Here is an 18,626-nt window from a genome sequence, read left to right as displayed (position 1 = left end):
GACTTGTTTTAATTAGATTTAGCCGTTTCTGCATCTTGGTTTGGCTTAATATATTTGATGGACAAAAAAAGTCCAAGAACTCCTAAAATGATGGAACAATACAACATATAATTATCTGGTTTACTCATTAAATAGGCAAAAGCAGGAGGTCCTGCGGCTACCCCCACAAAGCGTAAAGAACTATAAAGAGAAGTGATAGTCCCTCTTTGTTCCTTCTCAATCCCCTCTGTGATTAATGCATCTAAGCTTGGTAATGACATTCCGATTCCAATCCCGCTGATCAATAAACTCGTGATAATCATATAGATATCTTTGTTGATAATCGGTAATACAAAAGAAAGGCTTATGAGAATAAATCCGATGACAATGCAATTTTTCATGGCGCCTTTTTGATTTCCAATTTTTTTACCTGTTTTATAAGAAGTGTAGGATAATGCAGCAAGTGGGATTGCCAGCACACAACCTTTCCATATTCCAATTATGTGATAACGCTTTTCTAATATTTTTGATAAATAAAAAAGCATACCAAATAAAATAAACATGATAATGGCACCTAAAATAAAGATCGTATAAAGCCATTTTCCATTATTTCGAAATATTTTTCGAATTGATCTAATAAACAGTTTAAACTTTTTCTTTCTTTTATCTTTTCTTTTTGCTCTCATAGGTTGTTTTGGAGGTTTTACAAAAATTAAAATTAAAATAATTGATAGTAAGCAAAGGAACGGTATTGATAAAAATGGTAAATACCAAACAACCGCTGCTAATGCAGAACCGAGTATTGGGCTAAGTACTTTTCCAAAAGTATTCGATGTCTCAACTAAGCCTAATCCTTTACTAACTTCATTTTCATCCTTAAACATATCTCCCACACACGGAATAACAACAGGCATTGCCCCAGCAGAACCGATACCTTGAATGATTCTCCCGACAATTAACCACGCGTATGGATTTTCTAATTTCCAACAAACAAAGCCAGCTAAGGCCCCCCCAACTCCCGCAATAATTAAACTAGGAATGATTACTTTTTTTCTTCCAAATAAGTCAGATAGATAACCTGCTATAGGGATAAGAATGATTGCAAAAACTGAATACACAGTTATAATCATTGAAACTTTAAGGCCAGATATATTTAATTGTTGTTCTAATTTTGGAAGTACGGGGATCAGCATTGAATTACCTAAAGTCATTACTAGAGGTACTGTAGATAGCGCCCATAAACTCCGCGTTTGTTTTTTATCCATATTACCTCCGCGTTTTGTGTAACTAAAAACAATCACCAGTCTTTATAATTCCCAAGTATCTCTTTTGATTGAATTGTAATTTTTACTAATTACGATTTATAGGTAAAAATCGGGGCAAAATGAAAGATATACCATTTTCGAAAGGAAGAGTATTTATGACTACCCAAGAGAATTCAGCTAGTTATTTTCATTTGAATTTATGGTCAGGAATTTTGTTTGGACTTGGATTGGTTGCATTTTTTGACGAAGCAGTTTTTCATCAACTACTTCATTGGCATCATTTTTACGATAAGTCTACAACAAGTATAGGGCTTATCTCTGATGGTCTATTTCATGCCTTTAGTTGGTTTTCGACAATAGGCTCATTATTTATGCTTGCGAATTTAAGGAGAAAAAAATCACTCTATATTAAAAGATGGGTAGGTGGAGTTTTACTCGGAGCAGGTTTGTTTCAACTTTATGATGGAACCGTACAGCATAAGTGGATGAAGCTACATCAAATTAGATATAACGTCGATATTATGCCCTATGATTTAACTTGGAATATCACTGCTTCTATTATGACATTAATAGGTTGCATTCTAATTCTTAAAACTCGAAATAAAGGTGGTCAATTTGAGAGATAACTTCAATTCGTTTGATCCACTCATTATTTTATTAATCTTACTTTTTATTGTTGGATATTTAGTTGCTGCGATGAAACATAAAAAAAAGCCATGGCCAAAGTTTCGCTCTATATTTTGGGTAACTGGTTTTGTTTGTATATTAATTTCCGTCATTGGACCAATTGCCAAACTAAGTCACCATCTATTTGTTTTCCATATGATTATGCATTTGTTACTTGGTATGCTCGCTCCATTTTTTATCGCTTTATCTAGACCGATTACATTATTATTAACATCATTAAAAACGCAACATGCAAGGAGTGTGTCACGTCTTTTAAGAAGTGCTCCAGTTCAGTTATTAACTCATCCTATTAGTACATTACTTTTAAATATCGGAGGACTTTGGTTACTATATACCTCCACTGTATTTAATTTAATGCATAAGAGTACCTTATTCTTAAATTTTGTACATATCCATTTGTTTCTCTCGGGATATCTATTTACCATCTCAATCATTGCTATTGAACCAATTTCTCATAAATTCAGTTTTTTGTTTCGCTCATCGATTATGATCCTTGCAATAGCAGGTCATGATATTTTATCGAAATTGCTTTTTTCTAATCCATTAGACAGTTACGGTTTTAATGATGTTCAATTTGGTGCAGTCTTAATGTATTATGGAGGGGATTTTGTTGATTTGTTAATCATTACTGCACTTTGTTATTTCTGGTACAATTCATCAAATTCTAAAAAAAGAGCCTTTATTTAATGGACTTTTTTGCCACATATAATCCCTTTAGAAGATGCACAAAATATTAATGCATAAAGAAGGAGGGTTAAAGATGAATAAAATTTGTCTTACATTATGCACTGTTTCATTATCATTTATAATTTCAACTAATGTTCATGCTGCGTCACCTGGGCCTGATGCTACACAATTAGAACCAAGCTATGATCATAACGGTAAACAGATCAAAAGAAGTTTTAACAATAATTTTAATGATCCAAACCATGTTGTAAATAATACAAAAAATACAGTTAAAGAAGGGTATTATGATACTAAAAATACGGTTAAAGAAGGGTATTATAATACAAAAAATAATATAAAAAATACATCAAATGACATGTTAAATAACAATTATAACGGAGTAAATAACCCAGTAAATAATGATGGAAATTATTATCGACGAAATGTAAATGTAACGCCTACTCCTGTTTCTAATACTTTAAATACTACTGACAATACCAATAATAATCATTTCAATTATGGATGGCTTGGGCTTCTTGGATTATTAGGATTTGCGGGTCTTCGAAAAAAAGAAAGAGTTGAATAAAAATAAAACCTTATTGGGGCTTTCTCCAATAAGGTTTTATTTATGGACTATGTTTTTATTATGAATTACCTCTTTATAAAAATTGATTTTTTGCTCTAACATTTTATTCGTCTCTTCTAATGTTTTAAGCTGATGTTCAATAGACTGTTTATGCTCAACTAATAATCCTAATCTTGCCAAAGATGTATGCTCACCTTCTGTATATAAATGTGCATACTCTTTAATCTTATTAACTGGCATTTGCGTTTCTTTTAGCTTTAGAACAAATCTTAACCACTGAATGTGTGATTCAGAATACAATCTTTCACCATTTGCATTTCGATCTGGAAGAATGATCTGTTCTTTTTCATAATAACGTAATGTATGTGTGCTTATTCCTAACATTTGAGCGACTTCACCAATTGAATACATAAATACCTCCAGTTTGAGTCATAAATAAAAACAGTTTGACTTAGAGTTTACTCTAACCAGTATAATGAATCCGTAACTGATACACAATTAATTTAATTTTAGTATAAACCAAATCATTGGGAGGAATTTAGATGAAAAAATATACTGTCATTACAGGTGCTAGTTCAGGAATAGGGTATGAATCAGCTCTTGCGTTTGCCGCACGTGGAAAAAATTTAATCATCGTTGCTCGTAGAACGGAAGAACTTGAAAAATTAAAATCAGAAATCGCTAAATTGAATTCAGATCTTGAAGTAGTCATAAAAACGGCTGATTTATCTGTTGTTAAAAATGCTTTTGATTTATATGAAGGACTTAAAGAATATGATATTGAAACTTGGATTAATAATGCAGGGTTTGGTAATTTCGCTTCAGTTGGTGAACAAAATTTAGCAAAGATCGAAACTATGCTTAATTTGAATATTGAAGCTTTAACGATTTTAACTTCACTATACGTACGCGATTATTCAACTGTCGAAGGTACACAAGTTATCAATGTTTCATCTGGTGGAGGATATACAATTATCGGAAATGCCGTCACATATTGTGCGACTAAATTCTATGTGAGTGCCTTTACAGAAGGGCTAGCTCATGAATTAAAAGAAAAAGGGGCAAAAATGCAAGCAAAAGTATTAGCACCTGCTGCAACTGAAACAGAATTTGCAAAAGTATCATATGATTTAGAAGAAAACATTAAATTTCAAGGCGTTCTACCAAAATATCATACTGCAAAAGAAATGGCCGGTTTTATGTTGGAGCTTTATGACAGTGAAAAGGTCGTAGGAAAAGTCGATGGAATTACTTATGAATTCCAATTATTAGATCCACTTTACCCTTATGCAACAAGATTAGAAAGGCAGGATTAAGGGTAAGAAGAGTCTTTTACAACCTCCTCTATAACCTTAAACTCTGCATCCTAATTTTAATTTTCTAACACTAAATTTAAATGTGGATATTTAGTAGCCCTATATTCAGAAGGGCTACTTTTTATGTATTTTTTAAATATACGACTAAAGTAATTCGAATCTTGAAAACCAATTCGTGTAGCAATTTCTTGCATGGTTAAATCAGTCATTTCTAAATAAAACATTGATTTTTCAATCCTTATTCTATTTAAAAAATCAATCACACTTGTGCCAATTTCTTTTTTGAATAGGTGACTGAAATGATATTTACTTACGTTACAAAATTGAGCTATTTCTTCCAGTGTTATGCTAGTTTGATGATTTTCTCGAATATACTTAGTTGCTTTACGAATAACAGGACTCATCTGATTATTAAATGAATTGGCTATTTGAACCGTTAGCCAGTAAGCATATTCACAAACCTTTTTAACAAATTTATCATAGCGAATAATATGATATAGTTCCTGAATCATTTGAGCGTTTTTTGACATGATGAGTGTTGCATTCACGCCTGACTCTACTACAACCCTAGAGATTAACATAATTAAATCGACTACTTCAGTCTTAAATACGTCTTCATTTAATCGGCATGCATTTGCTACTTTTTCAAGGAAGCTTTTTAATTGATTGACTACACCTTCTTCATCACCAATACGTACAAGTGCTAATAATTCAATACGATCCTCAGTTGATCGTGCTCTTAGTGTATTTTCTTCCACTGGTTTAATACCACTATGAAATATCAGTTTGTTCCCTTGAAAAAAACGACCTGACATTGACTTTCTAGCCTCTTCAAAAGAGTGGTGTAACATATATGGATTACTATATTTTTTACCTATTCCAATTGAAACGGAAATCTTGGCCCTATCCAATGAATTTTGAATTTCTTCTGCCATTTTATATATCTTATTATTGAATTCGATCTCACTATCTTTATCTTCTAGCTCAATTAGAAGTGCAAGCACACCTTCCTCTACCCAGTTCCATAAATAAGGAACTCCGATCGTCTGATCAATTTGATTCATTAGTTCATGGCCAATTTCTTTTTTCCACTTAATTGGGTTTTCTACTGCTAAATCAGGATAGCGATCGATTGAAATCACCATTACAACATTTGGATAAGTATTAATGCCACATCTTTTTTGAACTTCATCAAAAGTTCCTATATGGACGAGCGTACCAGAGAGTAACAAATTTGAAAAAGCTGATTGAGTAGCATGTTGATTCATCTTTATATCTCCTTTTTAGCCTATGATTTTTCTTAGGTGAATATTTGGTAGTAAGCATCGAAAATGATTGAGCCATAAAAAAAGAAGCTGTCGTACTCTTAGAGTATAACTGCTTCCTTACAAATTTCATAATTCCATAGCGCCTATTTTATCTTCAACAAGTTTAACAATTTCTCCATCATGAATTTGATTACGAATTTTTTCAATATCATGATAAAAATAGCGATCCTCTTCAACTGTTGGAACTTGATTTCTAACTAACTGGTGAATACTTGCCGTTACTGGTGATGCTTTTAACGAATCATGGAAATCTAGAGCTTGAGTAGCGACCATCAACTCGATTGCTAAAATATGTTCAAGTTTTTTAGAAATCTGAAATGCTTTCCTAGCTGCAAAGTAAGCAAAGCTAACTACATCCTCTTGATTCGCACATGTAGGCGTATTATCAATTGTTGCTGGATGCGATAAAACTCTTATTTCATTAAGCAATCCTGCAACAGTATATTGCGGAATCATATATCCATTGTTTAAACCGGGATTGACAACTAAGAAATTTGGAAGTTCACTTACATGATAATTTACTAATCGATCTATACGACGTTCTGTAATTTTTGCTAAGTTTGCCATAGCAATACAAATAGTATCCGCATCGATTCCCACATATGTAGCATCAAAATTGCCACCCATTAATGCAATACCATCTTCTTCCTCTGGCCAAATGATCGGATTATCACTTGAAGATTGCATTTCATTTTTAATATTTTCCAATGCATTTTTAAACACTTTTTTAACTGCACCATGAACTTGTGGTATACATCTTAAACTAAGTGCATCTTGTAATCGATAATCCTTATACTGTTCTGCAAGCTCACTTCCATTTAATATCACTGAAATGATTCGAGCAGTATTTGCTTGTTCTTCATGTTTTTTTACCGAGTGAAGACGCGGATCTAAAGCCTTTATTGTCCCTTTAAGTGCTTCTAATGACATAGCACCAGTGACATCTGCAGTTTTTACTGCTTGAATTGCATTGTATATCGAAAGTATTGCGAATGCTGAAACTGATGTAGTTCCATTTAATAGTGCTAAACCTTCTTTACACTCAAATGTCATTGGTTTTAGGCCTGCACGCTCCAAAGCTTCATGCCCATTTAGAAGATCGCCTTTATACCACGCTTTTCCTTCGCCCATTAATACTAGCGCCATATGAGCTTCAGGAGATAAATATGCTACTGATCCATCACCTGGAACAAATGGTAAAATATCATTATTAAGAAGCGCTGCAATAAGCTCTAACACTTCTAATCTAACTCCAGAAAAGCCTTGACCTATATTATTTAATATCATTAATTGGATGGCTCTTACTACTTCTCTTTCAAGTGGCTCGCCTACAGAAACAGCATGAGATCGGACTATATTTCGTTGAAGAGCCTGAGCATCTTCTTTTGAAATAACTTCTGTTACGTTACTACCAAAGCCAGTAGTTACCCCGTAAACCGCTCTTTCTTCATCAAGAAACTTTTCAATTAGATTACGAGAATGATTTATTCTAAGAAAGTAGTTTTCTGTAAATGATACTTTTGCACCATATCTTGCAACAGCAATTACCTCATTAATCGACAACTCATGATCCCCGAGAATAACCTCTTTAATATTTTTTGGATGAATAATATCGTTCTTGAACATCAAAACACCTCTTATTTATGAATGAATGATTGAAAACGCTCGTCTTTCGAAGCGCGAAGCTTGACGAGGAGCGAAGTTACCTTAGACGGTATTGAGCCCCCTTAAGCAGATGAAGCTAAAAAGAAAGCGAGCGTTAATGAGTTGGGTAAATCAAATTAATGACTCGAAACTGATTGCTTGTTTGTCTCTACTATATCCCCTTCAAGTAGTGGATTACTAGCTTCATTTAAAGAAAGTGATTTAGTTTCTGGTGCCCAAGCGATTGAAACAATCGTACCAATAAATAGAATGATCGACATTCCAATCATAGAAGGGGTCATCCCCATTGAGCTAACGCTTATAGGTAAAAGGAATGTTCCAATAGCTGATCCAATTCGACTAACTGCTGTTGTCAAGCCAACCCCAGTTCCACGAACCTCGGTCGGAAATAGTTCAGCAGGATACACTAATGTTAAATTAGACGCCGCCGACATGACAAATGTAAAGATTGCAAATACAATAATTGCAATTGTATGTAGACCCGGTGGTAAGACTGTTAATGCGAATAATGAAATCGTTAAAATAATAAATGTATTAATTGTAAACCCTCTACGAGTTAATTTTTCAGTACACCAAACACCAGCTAACGCACCTACTAGAAGGAACAAGTTTAGAACCATGTCTACACCAAATGTTTCTTCAAATCCCAATTTACTTAAAATAGTTGGTAGGAATGTATAGATTGCGAAATATGGAACTACCTGACACATATAAAAAAGTGATCCGAATGTTGTCCGTTTCCAAAGCTGCTTATTGAATAAATCTGTAACCTTGTATGCTTGTTTAGAATTAGCATCGACTGACTCATCCATTACAGCATTTTCACCAATATACTTTCTTACAATAGCACGTGCTTCTTCAACACGGCCCATCTTTAATAACCAACGTGGAGACTCCGGAGTTCCGAAACGTAAAAGCAAGACAATTAGACCTGGAAGTGCAGCACTCACTAGCATCCAACGCCATGCGTCTGGCCCTGTTTTTTCTAAATAATAGCCAACTAGATTTGAAGCTACATATCCTACTGTCCATAAAACATTTAATGAAGATAATAACATACCTCTATACTTTCTAGGTGCAAACTCTGCTAGCAAAGTCGATCCTACTGCATAATCTCCTCCTAGTGCAACACCGATTATAATCCTTAATGCAAAAAGCGTATATGGATCGTGAACAAAAAACTGTAGGGCAGATGCGATTGTAATAATAACAAAGTTTGCTAAATAGATTTTTTGCCTACCAATACGATCTGATAATCCGCCAAGAAACAAACTACCGAAAAAAAGTCCGATTAATGCGGAACTACCGATTAATCCTTCCCATACAGAATTTAATTTCATCTGTGGGCCTAGTAGCGAAAGTGCCATGCCTATAATTCCTAAAGCATAGCCATCCGAAAAATTCGATCCAAAAGTTAGTGCTGTAATCCGAATATGGAATTTATTAAGCGGTGCATCATCCATCATAAATTTTTTTTCCTTCAAAAGAATACCCCCTTTTTGACTTTCCAGATAAAATAAATTGTAAAAAATAGTAAATAATAAAATAACTTCTTACTAAAGCGCTTCCAAAATTTTCAGTATTTTTAATAAATTATAATTATTATGCTTTAAATTATCTCTAGATAAAGTTTCGGATTACTAGCACAATATTGCTGAAATGTTAAGTCCAAAGGGATGGTAACCATGATGGAAATAGGAGGAAAAGGATTTAAAAGAATAAGAGATAGCTTATTGGCTATCTCTCAGAAATCTAACATCATCAACATTGAGAAAGACGAACACAAATAATTTGCGAATCATTTTTTGAAGATTAATTTAGAAGTTTTTGATAGTTTTAATCAATCTTTATTCGATTTGACTGTATCTTAATCTGTTTTACTGTTATTCCTTTTAATTTTTGATTCATTCACACCGTATCTACATAATTCGTTGGCTTATTTGCAGTTTCCTAATTTTCATTTGCAGATTTGACTTTTTTAATTGTAGATTTCCCTGATTTATTTGCAGTTTGGGCTTTTTTATTTGCACTTACTCTGATTTATTTGCAGTTTGAACATTTTTATTTGCACTTTCTCAAATTTATTTACAGTTCGAATATTTTTATTTGCACTTCCTCAAGTTTATACTTACTTACTAAAAAAACGAGTTAATGAAAACATACTCAAATCAAAAGCAGATTTCTGATTTGTTACTAGGTCAGCAATAATCTCACCTACTACGCTTGCAAACTTAAAGCCATGGCCGGAGAAACCAGTGGCAATGATTACATTTTTGTATTCTGGATGCTGATCAATAATGAAGTGCTCGTCCGGAGTCATTGTATATAAGCATGTTTTACCTTTTAGTAATCTACCATTTGCAAGTGGCATATACTCGCTTAAGAAATTTCTCAGATCCGTTTCATCTTCAAAGAACTCTCCAAATTCTCGGTTAAATTGATCCGGATCTACTATTTGTCCACCATCATGTCGACCAATTTTCAATCCGCTATTATGAAGATTTGGAAAGCCATAGTAATGTCGATCAATTAGATCGATTGTAAATGCTGGCAGCGAACTAGAATCATATAGCTGATGATCACATTCAAACCAAGCAACTGTTTTACGAGTAGGTTTTAGGGGTATATTAATACCCGTCTTTTCAAGAATTTTACCAGACCAAGCGCCTGCACATACTACAAGTTTATCCGCTGTGTAAACAGCATTCTCTGTACACACTTGTGTCTTATTAGTACCTACTTCAATATCAATAACAGGCGAGTTAGTTTTAAGACTATTTCCTTCCTGGATAAATAGTTCTCTATACGCTCGAACACATTCTTCACTAAAAAGAATTCCGGAAGACGTTTCTAAACAACCAATAAATCCTTCCGGTAAACGTAAGCCTGGCCATCTTGCATTGATCTCATTACTATCCAATATTTCAAGCGGCAACGAAAATTCTTTTGCACTATTTATTACTTCATTAGTAAAAGTCGAGCCAGGTGCACCAGCACATAAAACGCCGGTTCTCGAGAATAATCGTTTTCCAGACAATTGTTCTAGTTCTTCCCATAATTTTTGTGCTCGCAATGCTAGCGGCACGTATTCTCTACTTTCTCCATATGCATGACGAATGATCCTCGTATCGCCATGGTGGCTACCTAAGCTATGAGGCGGATCAAAAGAATCTATTAATAATGTATTTTGATTGCCTTTTGATAAGTAGTATCCTGCTGCCATTCCCATAGAGCCTGCTCCAACAATTATTACATCATAGTGATTATTCAACCATTTCACTCCTTACCTTCTTCATTCGTATGACATATTCTTTTTGTTATTACAATATACCTTCTTAAATAAGCAATTTTAGTAAATCAAGCTTATTCTAAAAAAACAAAAAACCCGTCTATGATCATTCATAAACGGGTTTTATAGTTTTTATAGTTTTTCGTATGCTGCTTGGTATTTTTGAATATCTCCAGCACCCATAAAAATTAAGACGCTATTTTTATGGTTTTGTAAATTGCTGATATTGTCATCAGTCAATAGTTCAGCACCTGCAATTTTACAAGAAAGGTCTTCAATTGTTAAAGTACCTTTATCTTCCCTTGCAGAACCAAAAATATCACATAAGTAAACTTTATCTGCTTTTTCTAATGTACCAGCAAATTCATCTAAAAATTTACTTGTGCGTGTAAATGTATGCGGTTGGAACACTGCTACGATTTCACGATCAGGATATTTTTGACGTGCTGCTTGAATCGTCGCTTGGATTTCAGTTGGATGATGAGCATAATCATCAATTAACATTTGATCTCCAAAGCGTTTTTCACTGAAACGACGTTTTACGCCACCGTATGTTAATAATCTAGCTTTAATGATATTAACATCAATTTCTTCATAATGGCAAAGCGCAATTACTGCTAAAGCATTTAAAATACTATGATCACCATATCCAGTAATATCAAAAGTAGCGTAATACGTATTACGGACGAATACATCAAATGTTGTACCATTTGTATGTTTTTCGATATTACGAGCTTGGAAATCATTGTCCTCGTTAAATCCATAATACATTACAGGTACTTTTGCATAAATACGTTGAAGATGTTCGTCATCTCCACATGCAATAATACCTTTCTTTACTTGATCAGCCATTTGTTGGAAAGCATCGAATACATCATCTACACTCTTATAATAATCCGGATGATCAAAATCAATATTAGTCATGATGCAATAGTCTGGGAAGTATGAAAGAAAATGACGACGGTATTCACAAGCTTCAAATACGAAATACTCGCTGTCTTTTTCACCTTTACCAGTACCATCTCCAATTAGAAAAGAAGTTGGACGCGCACCAGAAACTACATGGGCTAATAAACCTGTCGTAGAGGTTTTACCATGTGCTCCAGTAATTGCAACGCTAGTAAATTTATTCATATATTCCCCTAGGAATTTATGATAGCGTGCCATCGGGATTCCTTTTTCAATAGCAGCTGCAATTTCTTCATGAGTATCAGGAAATGCATTACCTGCTATAACGAATTGGCCTTCTTGAATATTTGCTTTATCAAATGGTAAAATCGTAATATTTTTTTTTCGTAATTCATTTTCAGTGAAAAAGTGCTTTTCATAATCTGATCCCTGAACGGTCAAACCAGAATCATGTAATATTTGTGCCAAAGCACTCATTCCAGTACCTTTAATCCCTACAAAATGGTAAACTGTCATATTAAAAGAACCTCCAAAATCGATCACTAATACAACGGCCTATCTCTTAGACAGTATATGTGTGAATAAAAGAAATGGCATCAATATTTTATAAATTTGATGCATTGTTACTTTGCCGAGTCTAGTTAATTTTCTAATGATAACTAACTTAAATTTTTACGCAATTAGTATTATATCACTTTAACTCCCATAGGACTATTTATTTTAAGTCGCACTATACGGAAATAGGTGGAAATATAAATACTTTTAGTTATCTGCTTATATTAAAATACTATCAATCTTAAATTGATTTTTTACCCCTTTATAGTTTAGGGCTCATTTCTACTCTTTCTAATCGCGGATTTTCACGAAGCTTTCTTCCAGCTTTCGCTTGTTGTACACCATCTAGTTCAACATTATCACCCGTAAAGCCTACATTAACTTTTAATAAACTTCCGCCTACACCATATAAATCTACTGGTACACCTTGTTTCTCAAAAGCTAATATTCTTTCTACAGTAAATCCACCGCTTACTACAATTTGTACATGCTGATACCCTTCTTGATCTAGTGCATTTCGTAAAGCAAAAATTAATGGAGGATTTACACCCCTAGGATCAAAACTTCCTAACAATTCTGGATTGCCTATAAAATACTGATCAATCATTGTTTTCGATGTATCTACACGTACAGCCTTTAATTTACTACCATATTCTCGTGCAACCTTCAAAGCGTCATTTATGACATCATTATTATAATCTACTAAGACAATTAAATCATCTTGTGGATAAACTTCTGTGTATGCACGCGCAGCTTCCACAACATCACCATTATACATTTGAATCAATGCATGAGGCATTGTACCCATACCTTCATTGCCCCACCACTCATTCATTGCATGAGTTGCTTGTGCAGTTGCACCACCAATAAATGCTGCGTAACCGTCACCTGCTTGTGTCGTGAAATGATCATCACGGTCTCCCATGAAAATAACAGGCTTTTTAATGCCTGCGGATTTTGCAGAATGTTTTACATTGTAAACATTTGTCGCAACAGAAGTACGTCTAGCCAAAATACCGTCAATAATTCCCTCTAAATAGCCAAAATCAGCATATTTACCTTTAATTGTTAATACAGTTTCAAATGGTTCAATCATATCTCCATCCTTTAATGAATGAACAATAAGATTTTCTGGATGATCTGCAAAAGTTTGTAAAATCGCAATTGCTTCATCCGTGCCACATAATACTGCACTTTCTCTTTGGAAAAATTGCATTGTTACTTCAGTATCTGGCTTCTTTTTTCGAATGATTTCTCTAGTTTTTAAAAAATATACAGCTGAAAACCAGCCTTCTCCGATTCTCTCATCAAATTTAAATGTTTGATTCGTTAATCGGCTTATTTTACCTTGTAATTTTAAATCTAATTCTTTTTCCATGAATCTTCACCTGCTGAAAAGTATCGTTCTTTTTTTCTAGTATGGGTTAAAAAAACTTTAACATTCGTTACTTAATTTTTATCGAATTTCTAATATATCACTCAGAACGAATCTCCTCTAATGATGTGATCAGTACATCACGAGGTTTACTTCCATTTTGATTCGATACAATCCCGTGATCAAACATTAGGTCAATTAATCTAGCTGCACGGTTGTACCCAATTCGAAAACGTCTTTGTAACATTGAAACAGAAGCACCTTTTTGATCAATGACAAACTCCACTGCTTCTTCAAAAAGTTCATCATCAACATCTTGTGCATCCGCTTTTGCTACAAGTTCCTCTTGATTAAATAAGTAATTCGGTTTTTGTTGGTCTTTAACAATCTCTACAACATGTTCGATTTCATCATCCGAAACATAAACTCCTTGTAATCGAATTGCTTGAGATTTTCCATTATCTAAGAATAACATATCTCCTCGTCCAAGTAACTTTTCAGCTCCGCCAATATCAATAATTGTTCTAGAATCTACTTGTGAAGATACTGTAAACGCAATACGCGTCGGTATATTTGATTTAATAATACCTGTAATGACATCAACTGAAGGTCTTTGAGTTGCAACTAATAAATGGATTCCGCATGCTCTCGCTTTTTGGGCAATACGACAAATATAAGTTTCTACATCTCCAGGAGATACCATCATTAAATCCGCTAATTCATCAATAATAATGACTAAGTAAGGTAACTCATCATTATAAGCACCTTTTTTCTTCGCTAAATCATTGAATCGCTTAATATCTCTTGCTCCAGCATGAGCAAATAAATCATAACGTCGATCCATTTCATCACATGCCCACTTTAAAGCAGCAGTCGCGGCTCTAGCGTCAGTAATGACTGGCGAAATAAGATGTGGAATATGATTGTACGGTGCAAGTTCAACCATCTTAGGATCGATTAAAATTAATTTCACTTCATGAGGTTTCGCTTTATATAAAATGCTAACTAGAATTGAATTAATACATACGCTCTTTCCTGATCCTGTTGCTCCAGCAATTAAACCATGTGGCATTTTTGAAATATCTGCATAGACAGGATCTCCACCTATATCAAGTCCTAGAGCAACTGTTAAAGGTGACTCGCTTTGCAAAAATTTATCCTGACTAACTAATTCTCTTAAGTATACAGGCTTACTTTCTTTATTTGGCACTTCTATACCAATGGCACTTCGACCAGGAATCGGTGCCTCAATTCGAATATCCCTAGCTGCTAGGCTCAGTTTAATATCATCTTGTAAGTTCGTTATTTTATTTACTTTAACCCCAGGATCAGGCTGTACTTCGAAACGAGTTACTGTTGGACCTTGGGTTGCAGCAATTACTTTAGCTCCTACATTAAAATTATGTAATGTTTCTTGTAGAAGTTGCTTTTGATCCTCAACCCAATCTCCATCATTAAATTGTTCCATTGGAGGATCAACTAATAAATCTAATTCTGGTAATTCATAAAGTACTGGTGGCATTTCTTCTAAACTTTGAGGTTCATCAGTCTGAACATTCTCTTTCGTTAAGTTCGTTTCTGTTTTACTTTCTTCAGTTTCAAGAACTGGCTGATTTTGAATTCCTTCAGGTGTAAATTCCTGAGTGATTGCTTCACTAATTATTTCACTTGGTTGAACTTTCTCTATAGATAAAGTTTCACTTTGTACAGATAAATTAGCATTCTCAATCATCAGTTCATTTTGCTTTGTCTCAACTTCTTCATTTACCTTTTCTACTGTTGCAGCAGATTCACTTTGTAATTCACGAAGTTGTCTCATTATATTCGCTTTTCTTGACGACTCTACGTCACTTCTAAGCATCATTACATTAAAAGGAAAATGGCGTTTTTTCTGACGTTTCTCGATTGGTTTAGGTTCAGATTCCTCTTGATTAGCTTCAATTTCAGGCTTTATCTGTTCATTAATGTTTGTATCAGAATGTTGATTAATTCCAACGGATTCCTCTACTTTAGATTCTACATTGGAACTTTCATGCTGTACCGTCTCTTCTTTAATCTCTTTTATAACCTCATCTGTTAATTCAGGCTCTACTTCATACACTTCATTATTTTGAACAGAATCAATACCTTTGTCTTCGTTTTCATCATATTGGACCAAAGTCTCATCATGATTATTCGAGTCATTTTGTTCAATGATGTCTTCCATATTTAGAGTAAAATCATCGTTTTCTTTGTCTTCTTTAATGGAGGCAAGATCAGACCCATGAATATTTACTTCATGCTGTACTGCAGCCTCTGATTCAATTTTAAGGGTTTCGAATTGTACTTCTTCCTCTTTCACTGCAGTTTCTGCTTCGATTTTAAGGGTTCCGAATTGTACTTCTTCCTTTTTCACTTCAGCTTCTGTTTCAATTGGATGTACCACAAGCTGTACAACTTCATTCGTATTTTCATCTTCCGCTTCTACCTGATGAACTTCAGGTTCTAAATCTTCATTCGTCTCTTCAACTTCAATTTCATGGGTTTCAAGTTGTTCATCTTCAACTTCATGTTCTATTTCACTTTGATGAACTTCAACATGTAGCTCTTCATTTTCAACTTGAATAGCTTCAGTTTGAATTTCTTCTTTTTCTACTAGCTCTAACACTTCAATTATTTCTTGATTTTGATTGCCGAAACTTCTATTTTCGAAAGTGTCGATTTCAACTTTTTCAAACGAAGTTTCAAGTACATTATTAATTTGAGAAGCTTCATCTCTCATTTCTTCTTTAGTTGAAGAAATGTTAACAGCAGTAGTATTTTCTTCTTTTATCGGAGGTTTTTGATAACCATAAATTGGTGAAATATATTCACTTGGTCGAAATGGTGTTTTTCTTTTTGGACGAAATACAATATCGACCTTTTCTTCTTTTTCTTCTTTTTCTACTTTTACTGGTTCTTCCTCACTTTTTGAGACCTGATTTTTTTCAAGTCGACTAGATAAATTACTTTTATCGTATTGAGTGCTTTGAGAAGTATTGCTTTGAAAAGTATTTCTTATAAAATTATTACTCTGATTATATGTAGGTTTATATTCTTTATTTAAATTGTTTGGTGACTTTTGCCAAATATCATCATTTTTTTCTTGTTTAATAACTGGTTCAATTTTTGTTTCCTTTATCGGCTTTGGTGACGGTATTTCTTCATCTAATTCAATTGGAAATCTAAATTTTGGACGCTCATGTGAAGCGCTTCTCTTTTTTTCGATAGAGTGTGATTGATAAACTTTCTCCTCAACAGGCTTTTCTTTAAACCCTTCTTCAAACTCTTCTTCTATCTCATTAAGGCTATTCGCCTTAAAAAGGCTTTTTAACCAATTTTTCATTTTTCTCACTCTCTCTATTTCTTTTCATACCTTTTATTTTACCATGTGACATAATGACAAAAAACACATTATTATTACAAATTGCGCTAGTTCAATCATATTTCCATATCAAATATATAATTTAATCAAATTATTATTAAAATAATAATTCTTTTATTGAAAAACAGAAAAAATACTAGACCAATTCATGGCCTAGTATTTATACGAAAATATATATTATTTAGTTAAAAAAAGCTTTTCCAACTTCAGCATCAGCTTCTAGAACTAAGATTCCTTTTTCTTGTGGAGCGTCAGGTAGATCAAGTTCACGTGCAGAGCAAATCATACCGAATGAATCCACTCCACGTAAATTAGCATCCTTAATAACTAATCCTGATGGCATTACTGCACCAACTTTTGCAACAACAACCTTTTGTCCTTGTTCAACATTTGGAGCACCACAAACGATTTGTAATGTATCTGTTCCAACATCTACTTTGCAAATATTTAATTTATCAGCATTTGGATGTTTTTCTTTTTCAATCACATATCCAATAACGAATTTAGGTGAAAGGTCTAATACTAATGTATCTTCAAACCCTTCCTTTGCTAGTAGTTCATTAACCGTAATCACAATGTGTTCAGTAATCGTAACGATACCATTTTCTTGAACATCTACATAAGTAGATGCCTCAAACACATTAATAGCAACTGTTTCATTTGTAACTGAACTATATACGCGTGCAATATTCCCTTTTCGCTCAACTTGACGATCTTCTGATGGAATTTGTTTTAGTGTAATTAATAGAGTATCGCCGATTCCTTCTTTGTTATAAAAAATATTCACTGATTTCTTCCTCTCTATTGCTTCTTCTGTTTCCCTAAAATAAATACTGGCATTAGCTTTTCATTTTCGTAAGCAAATGACAATGATGTAATTGGTATTTTCCCACTTGCAAAGAAACTCATATTCATTTGCGCCATTATATCATAACCTATGTTATTTCGAATGTCAGCAAGGATTAGTACATCTCCATGTGGAATTCCTACTAATAATTCACCTTTTACTTTTGATTGAATTTCTTTTATAAAAGTACTATTCAGTACTCTACTCGCATCGTATCCATCATTTGTACGTACAAAATAAAAAGTATTATCTGCAACAATATCTTCTTTTACTTGAACGGGCATTTTTCTTAAATTAAATAAAGCAATAGAATGGAGCTGCTCTTTTGTATAACCTGACTTTACTAATAATTTTTCATCAATAAGTTGATACGTTTTTTCTGAATCAATAGCATAGTAAATTCTAGTTTCTGCAGTATGCTCATCAGTTACAAATAAATTTCCTTCTTCCTTTTCTGTCGGAAACGATGTAGCTCGAATAACTGGTCGAATTTGTTCTTCAAGAAATACAGTTTCAGAGTGCATAGCAGAAAGTGCTTCTTTTATATAATAAATTAATTCATTAAATGCCTCTTCACCTTCTGCTTCATACTTTGCTACTGCACTATTTAAAGAGACACTCATCCCTTTATTACTTTCAATCCCTTCAATTCGAAGGTCTTCTTTTTCTCGATCATAGATAAAACGCCAATCTTCATTTCCAAGGCGGTTTTCGATCATTTTTTTTAAGTCTAGTGTTGTTTTCTTTGCCAATTGT

General features: G+C 33.6%; 15 protein-coding genes. 4 read left to right on the top strand and 11 right to left on the bottom strand.

Annotated features, from left to right (window positions below; translation table 11 throughout):
- Positions 1-8: 8 nt before the first annotated feature.
- Complete coding sequence (locus AN960_RS15780) at positions 9-1,244, bottom strand: MFS transporter (RefSeq protein ID WP_056473387.1); 1,236 nt, start codon at positions 1,242-1,244, stop codon at positions 9-11.
- A 155-nt stretch (positions 1,245-1,399) separates the two neighbouring features.
- Between AN960_RS15780 and AN960_RS15775 the strand changes: the two genes are divergently transcribed.
- From AN960_RS15775 to AN960_RS25105, 3 genes are all read left to right on the top strand, one after another.
- Positions 1,400-1,870, top strand: coding sequence for a DUF2243 domain-containing protein (locus tag AN960_RS15775; protein ID WP_056473386.1), 471 nt, complete (start codon positions 1,400-1,402; stop codon positions 1,868-1,870).
- Entirely contained in the window at positions 1,860-2,618 is a 759-nt protein-coding gene (locus AN960_RS15770; RefSeq protein ID WP_082459537.1) for a cytochrome c oxidase assembly protein, read from the top strand. Before AN960_RS15775 ends, AN960_RS15770 begins: the two co-directional genes overlap by 11 nt.
- Positions 2,619-2,691: 73 nt before the next feature.
- A complete protein-coding gene (locus AN960_RS25105) occupies positions 2,692-3,183 on the top strand; it encodes a WGxxGxxG family protein (RefSeq protein WP_056473384.1) in 492 nt (163 codons plus the stop codon).
- A 36-nt stretch (positions 3,184-3,219) separates the two neighbouring features.
- On the opposite strand, the gene AN960_RS15760 is transcribed toward AN960_RS25105, so the two are convergent.
- Positions 3,220-3,594, bottom strand: a complete 375-nt coding sequence (locus tag AN960_RS15760; protein ID WP_056473382.1) for a MerR family transcriptional regulator — start codon at positions 3,592-3,594, stop codon at positions 3,220-3,222.
- A gap of 131 nt (positions 3,595-3,725) precedes the next feature.
- Here AN960_RS15760 and AN960_RS15755 point away from each other — a divergent pair, with 131 nt between their 5' ends.
- On the top strand, positions 3,726-4,499 hold the full coding sequence (locus tag AN960_RS15755) for an SDR family NAD(P)-dependent oxidoreductase (protein WP_056473380.1): 774 nt from the start codon (positions 3,726-3,728) through the stop codon (positions 4,497-4,499).
- A gap of 56 nt (positions 4,500-4,555) precedes the next feature.
- Here AN960_RS15755 and AN960_RS15750 read toward each other — a convergent pair whose 3' ends face one another.
- The 9 genes from AN960_RS15750 to AN960_RS15710 all read right to left on the bottom strand — a co-directional run bounded on the left by AN960_RS15750 (position 4,556) and on the right by AN960_RS15710 (position 18,622).
- Positions 4,556-5,767 carry an AraC family transcriptional regulator gene (locus tag AN960_RS15750; protein ID WP_056473379.1) on the bottom strand — a complete coding sequence of 404 codons (1,212 nt, stop codon included), beginning with the start codon at positions 5,765-5,767 and terminating at the stop codon, positions 4,556-4,558.
- Positions 5,768-5,893: 126 nt separating this feature from the next.
- A complete protein-coding gene (hutH, locus tag AN960_RS15745) occupies positions 5,894-7,453 on the bottom strand; it encodes a histidine ammonia-lyase (protein WP_056473377.1) in 1,560 nt (519 codons plus the stop codon).
- A gap of 155 nt (positions 7,454-7,608) precedes the next feature.
- On the bottom strand, positions 7,609-8,976 hold the full coding sequence (locus AN960_RS15740; protein WP_286131728.1) for an MFS transporter: 1,368 nt from the start codon (positions 8,974-8,976) through the stop codon (positions 7,609-7,611).
- A 644-nt stretch (positions 8,977-9,620) separates the two neighbouring features.
- Positions 9,621-10,763, bottom strand: a complete 1,143-nt coding sequence (gene solA, locus AN960_RS15735) for an N-methyl-L-tryptophan oxidase (protein ID WP_082459536.1) — start codon at positions 10,761-10,763, stop codon at positions 9,621-9,623.
- Positions 10,764-10,913: 150 nt separating this feature from the next.
- Positions 10,914-12,206, bottom strand: a complete 1,293-nt coding sequence (gene murC / locus AN960_RS15730) for a UDP-N-acetylmuramate--L-alanine ligase (protein ID WP_056473375.1) — start codon at positions 12,204-12,206, stop codon at positions 10,914-10,916.
- 301 nt (positions 12,207-12,507) lie between these two features.
- Entirely contained in the window at positions 12,508-13,623 is a 1,116-nt protein-coding gene (locus AN960_RS15725; RefSeq protein WP_056473373.1) for a nicotinate phosphoribosyltransferase, read from the bottom strand.
- Between the two features lie 97 nt (positions 13,624-13,720).
- Entirely contained in the window at positions 13,721-16,984 is a 3,264-nt protein-coding gene (locus AN960_RS15720; RefSeq protein WP_056473372.1) for a DNA translocase FtsK, read from the bottom strand.
- Between the two features lie 220 nt (positions 16,985-17,204).
- The gene (gene ytpR / locus AN960_RS15715; protein WP_056473369.1) at positions 17,205-17,810 is read right to left on the bottom strand and encodes a YtpR family tRNA-binding protein; all 606 of its coding nucleotides are present in this window, start codon (positions 17,808-17,810) and stop codon (positions 17,205-17,207) included.
- Positions 17,811-17,824: 14 nt separating this feature from the next.
- Entirely contained in the window at positions 17,825-18,622 is a 798-nt protein-coding gene (locus AN960_RS15710) for a DUF1444 family protein (protein WP_286131727.1), read from the bottom strand.
- Positions 18,623-18,626 lie beyond the last annotated feature (4 nt).

Source organism: Bacillus sp. FJAT-25509, assembly GCF_001420605.1.
Lineage (GTDB): Bacteria > Bacillota > Bacilli > Bacillales > Bacillaceae_G > Gottfriedia.
This window is presented reverse-complemented; position numbering and strand designations above follow the sequence as displayed.

Excerpts from the sequence above, each read along its gene's own strand:
- AN960_RS15780 (WP_056473387.1), bottom strand. The coding sequence starts at position 1,244 with ATGGATAAAAAACAAACGCGGAGTTTATGGGCGCTATCTACAGTACCT.
- AN960_RS15775 (WP_056473386.1), top strand. The coding sequence starts at position 1,400 with ATGACTACCCAAGAGAATTCAGCTAGTTATTTTCATTTGAATTTATGG.
- AN960_RS25105 (WP_056473384.1), top strand. The coding sequence starts at position 2,692 with ATGAATAAAATTTGTCTTACATTATGCACTGTTTCATTATCATTTATA.
- AN960_RS15760 (WP_056473382.1), bottom strand. The coding sequence starts at position 3,594 with ATGTATTCAATTGGTGAAGTCGCTCAAATGTTAGGAATAAGCACACAT.
- AN960_RS15755 (WP_056473380.1), top strand. The coding sequence starts at position 3,726 with ATGAAAAAATATACTGTCATTACAGGTGCTAGTTCAGGAATAGGGTAT.
- AN960_RS15750 (WP_056473379.1), bottom strand. The coding sequence starts at position 5,767 with ATGAATCAACATGCTACTCAATCAGCTTTTTCAAATTTGTTACTCTCT.
- hutH (WP_056473377.1), bottom strand. The coding sequence starts at position 7,453 with ATGTTCAAGAACGATATTATTCATCCAAAAAATATTAAAGAGGTTATT.
- murC (WP_056473375.1), bottom strand. The coding sequence starts at position 12,206 with ATGACAGTTTACCATTTTGTAGGGATTAAAGGTACTGGAATGAGTGCT.
- AN960_RS15725 (WP_056473373.1), bottom strand. The coding sequence starts at position 13,623 with ATGGAAAAAGAATTAGATTTAAAATTACAAGGTAAAATAAGCCGATTA.
- AN960_RS15720 (WP_056473372.1), bottom strand. The coding sequence starts at position 16,984 with ATGAAAAATTGGTTAAAAAGCCTTTTTAAGGCGAATAGCCTTAATGAG.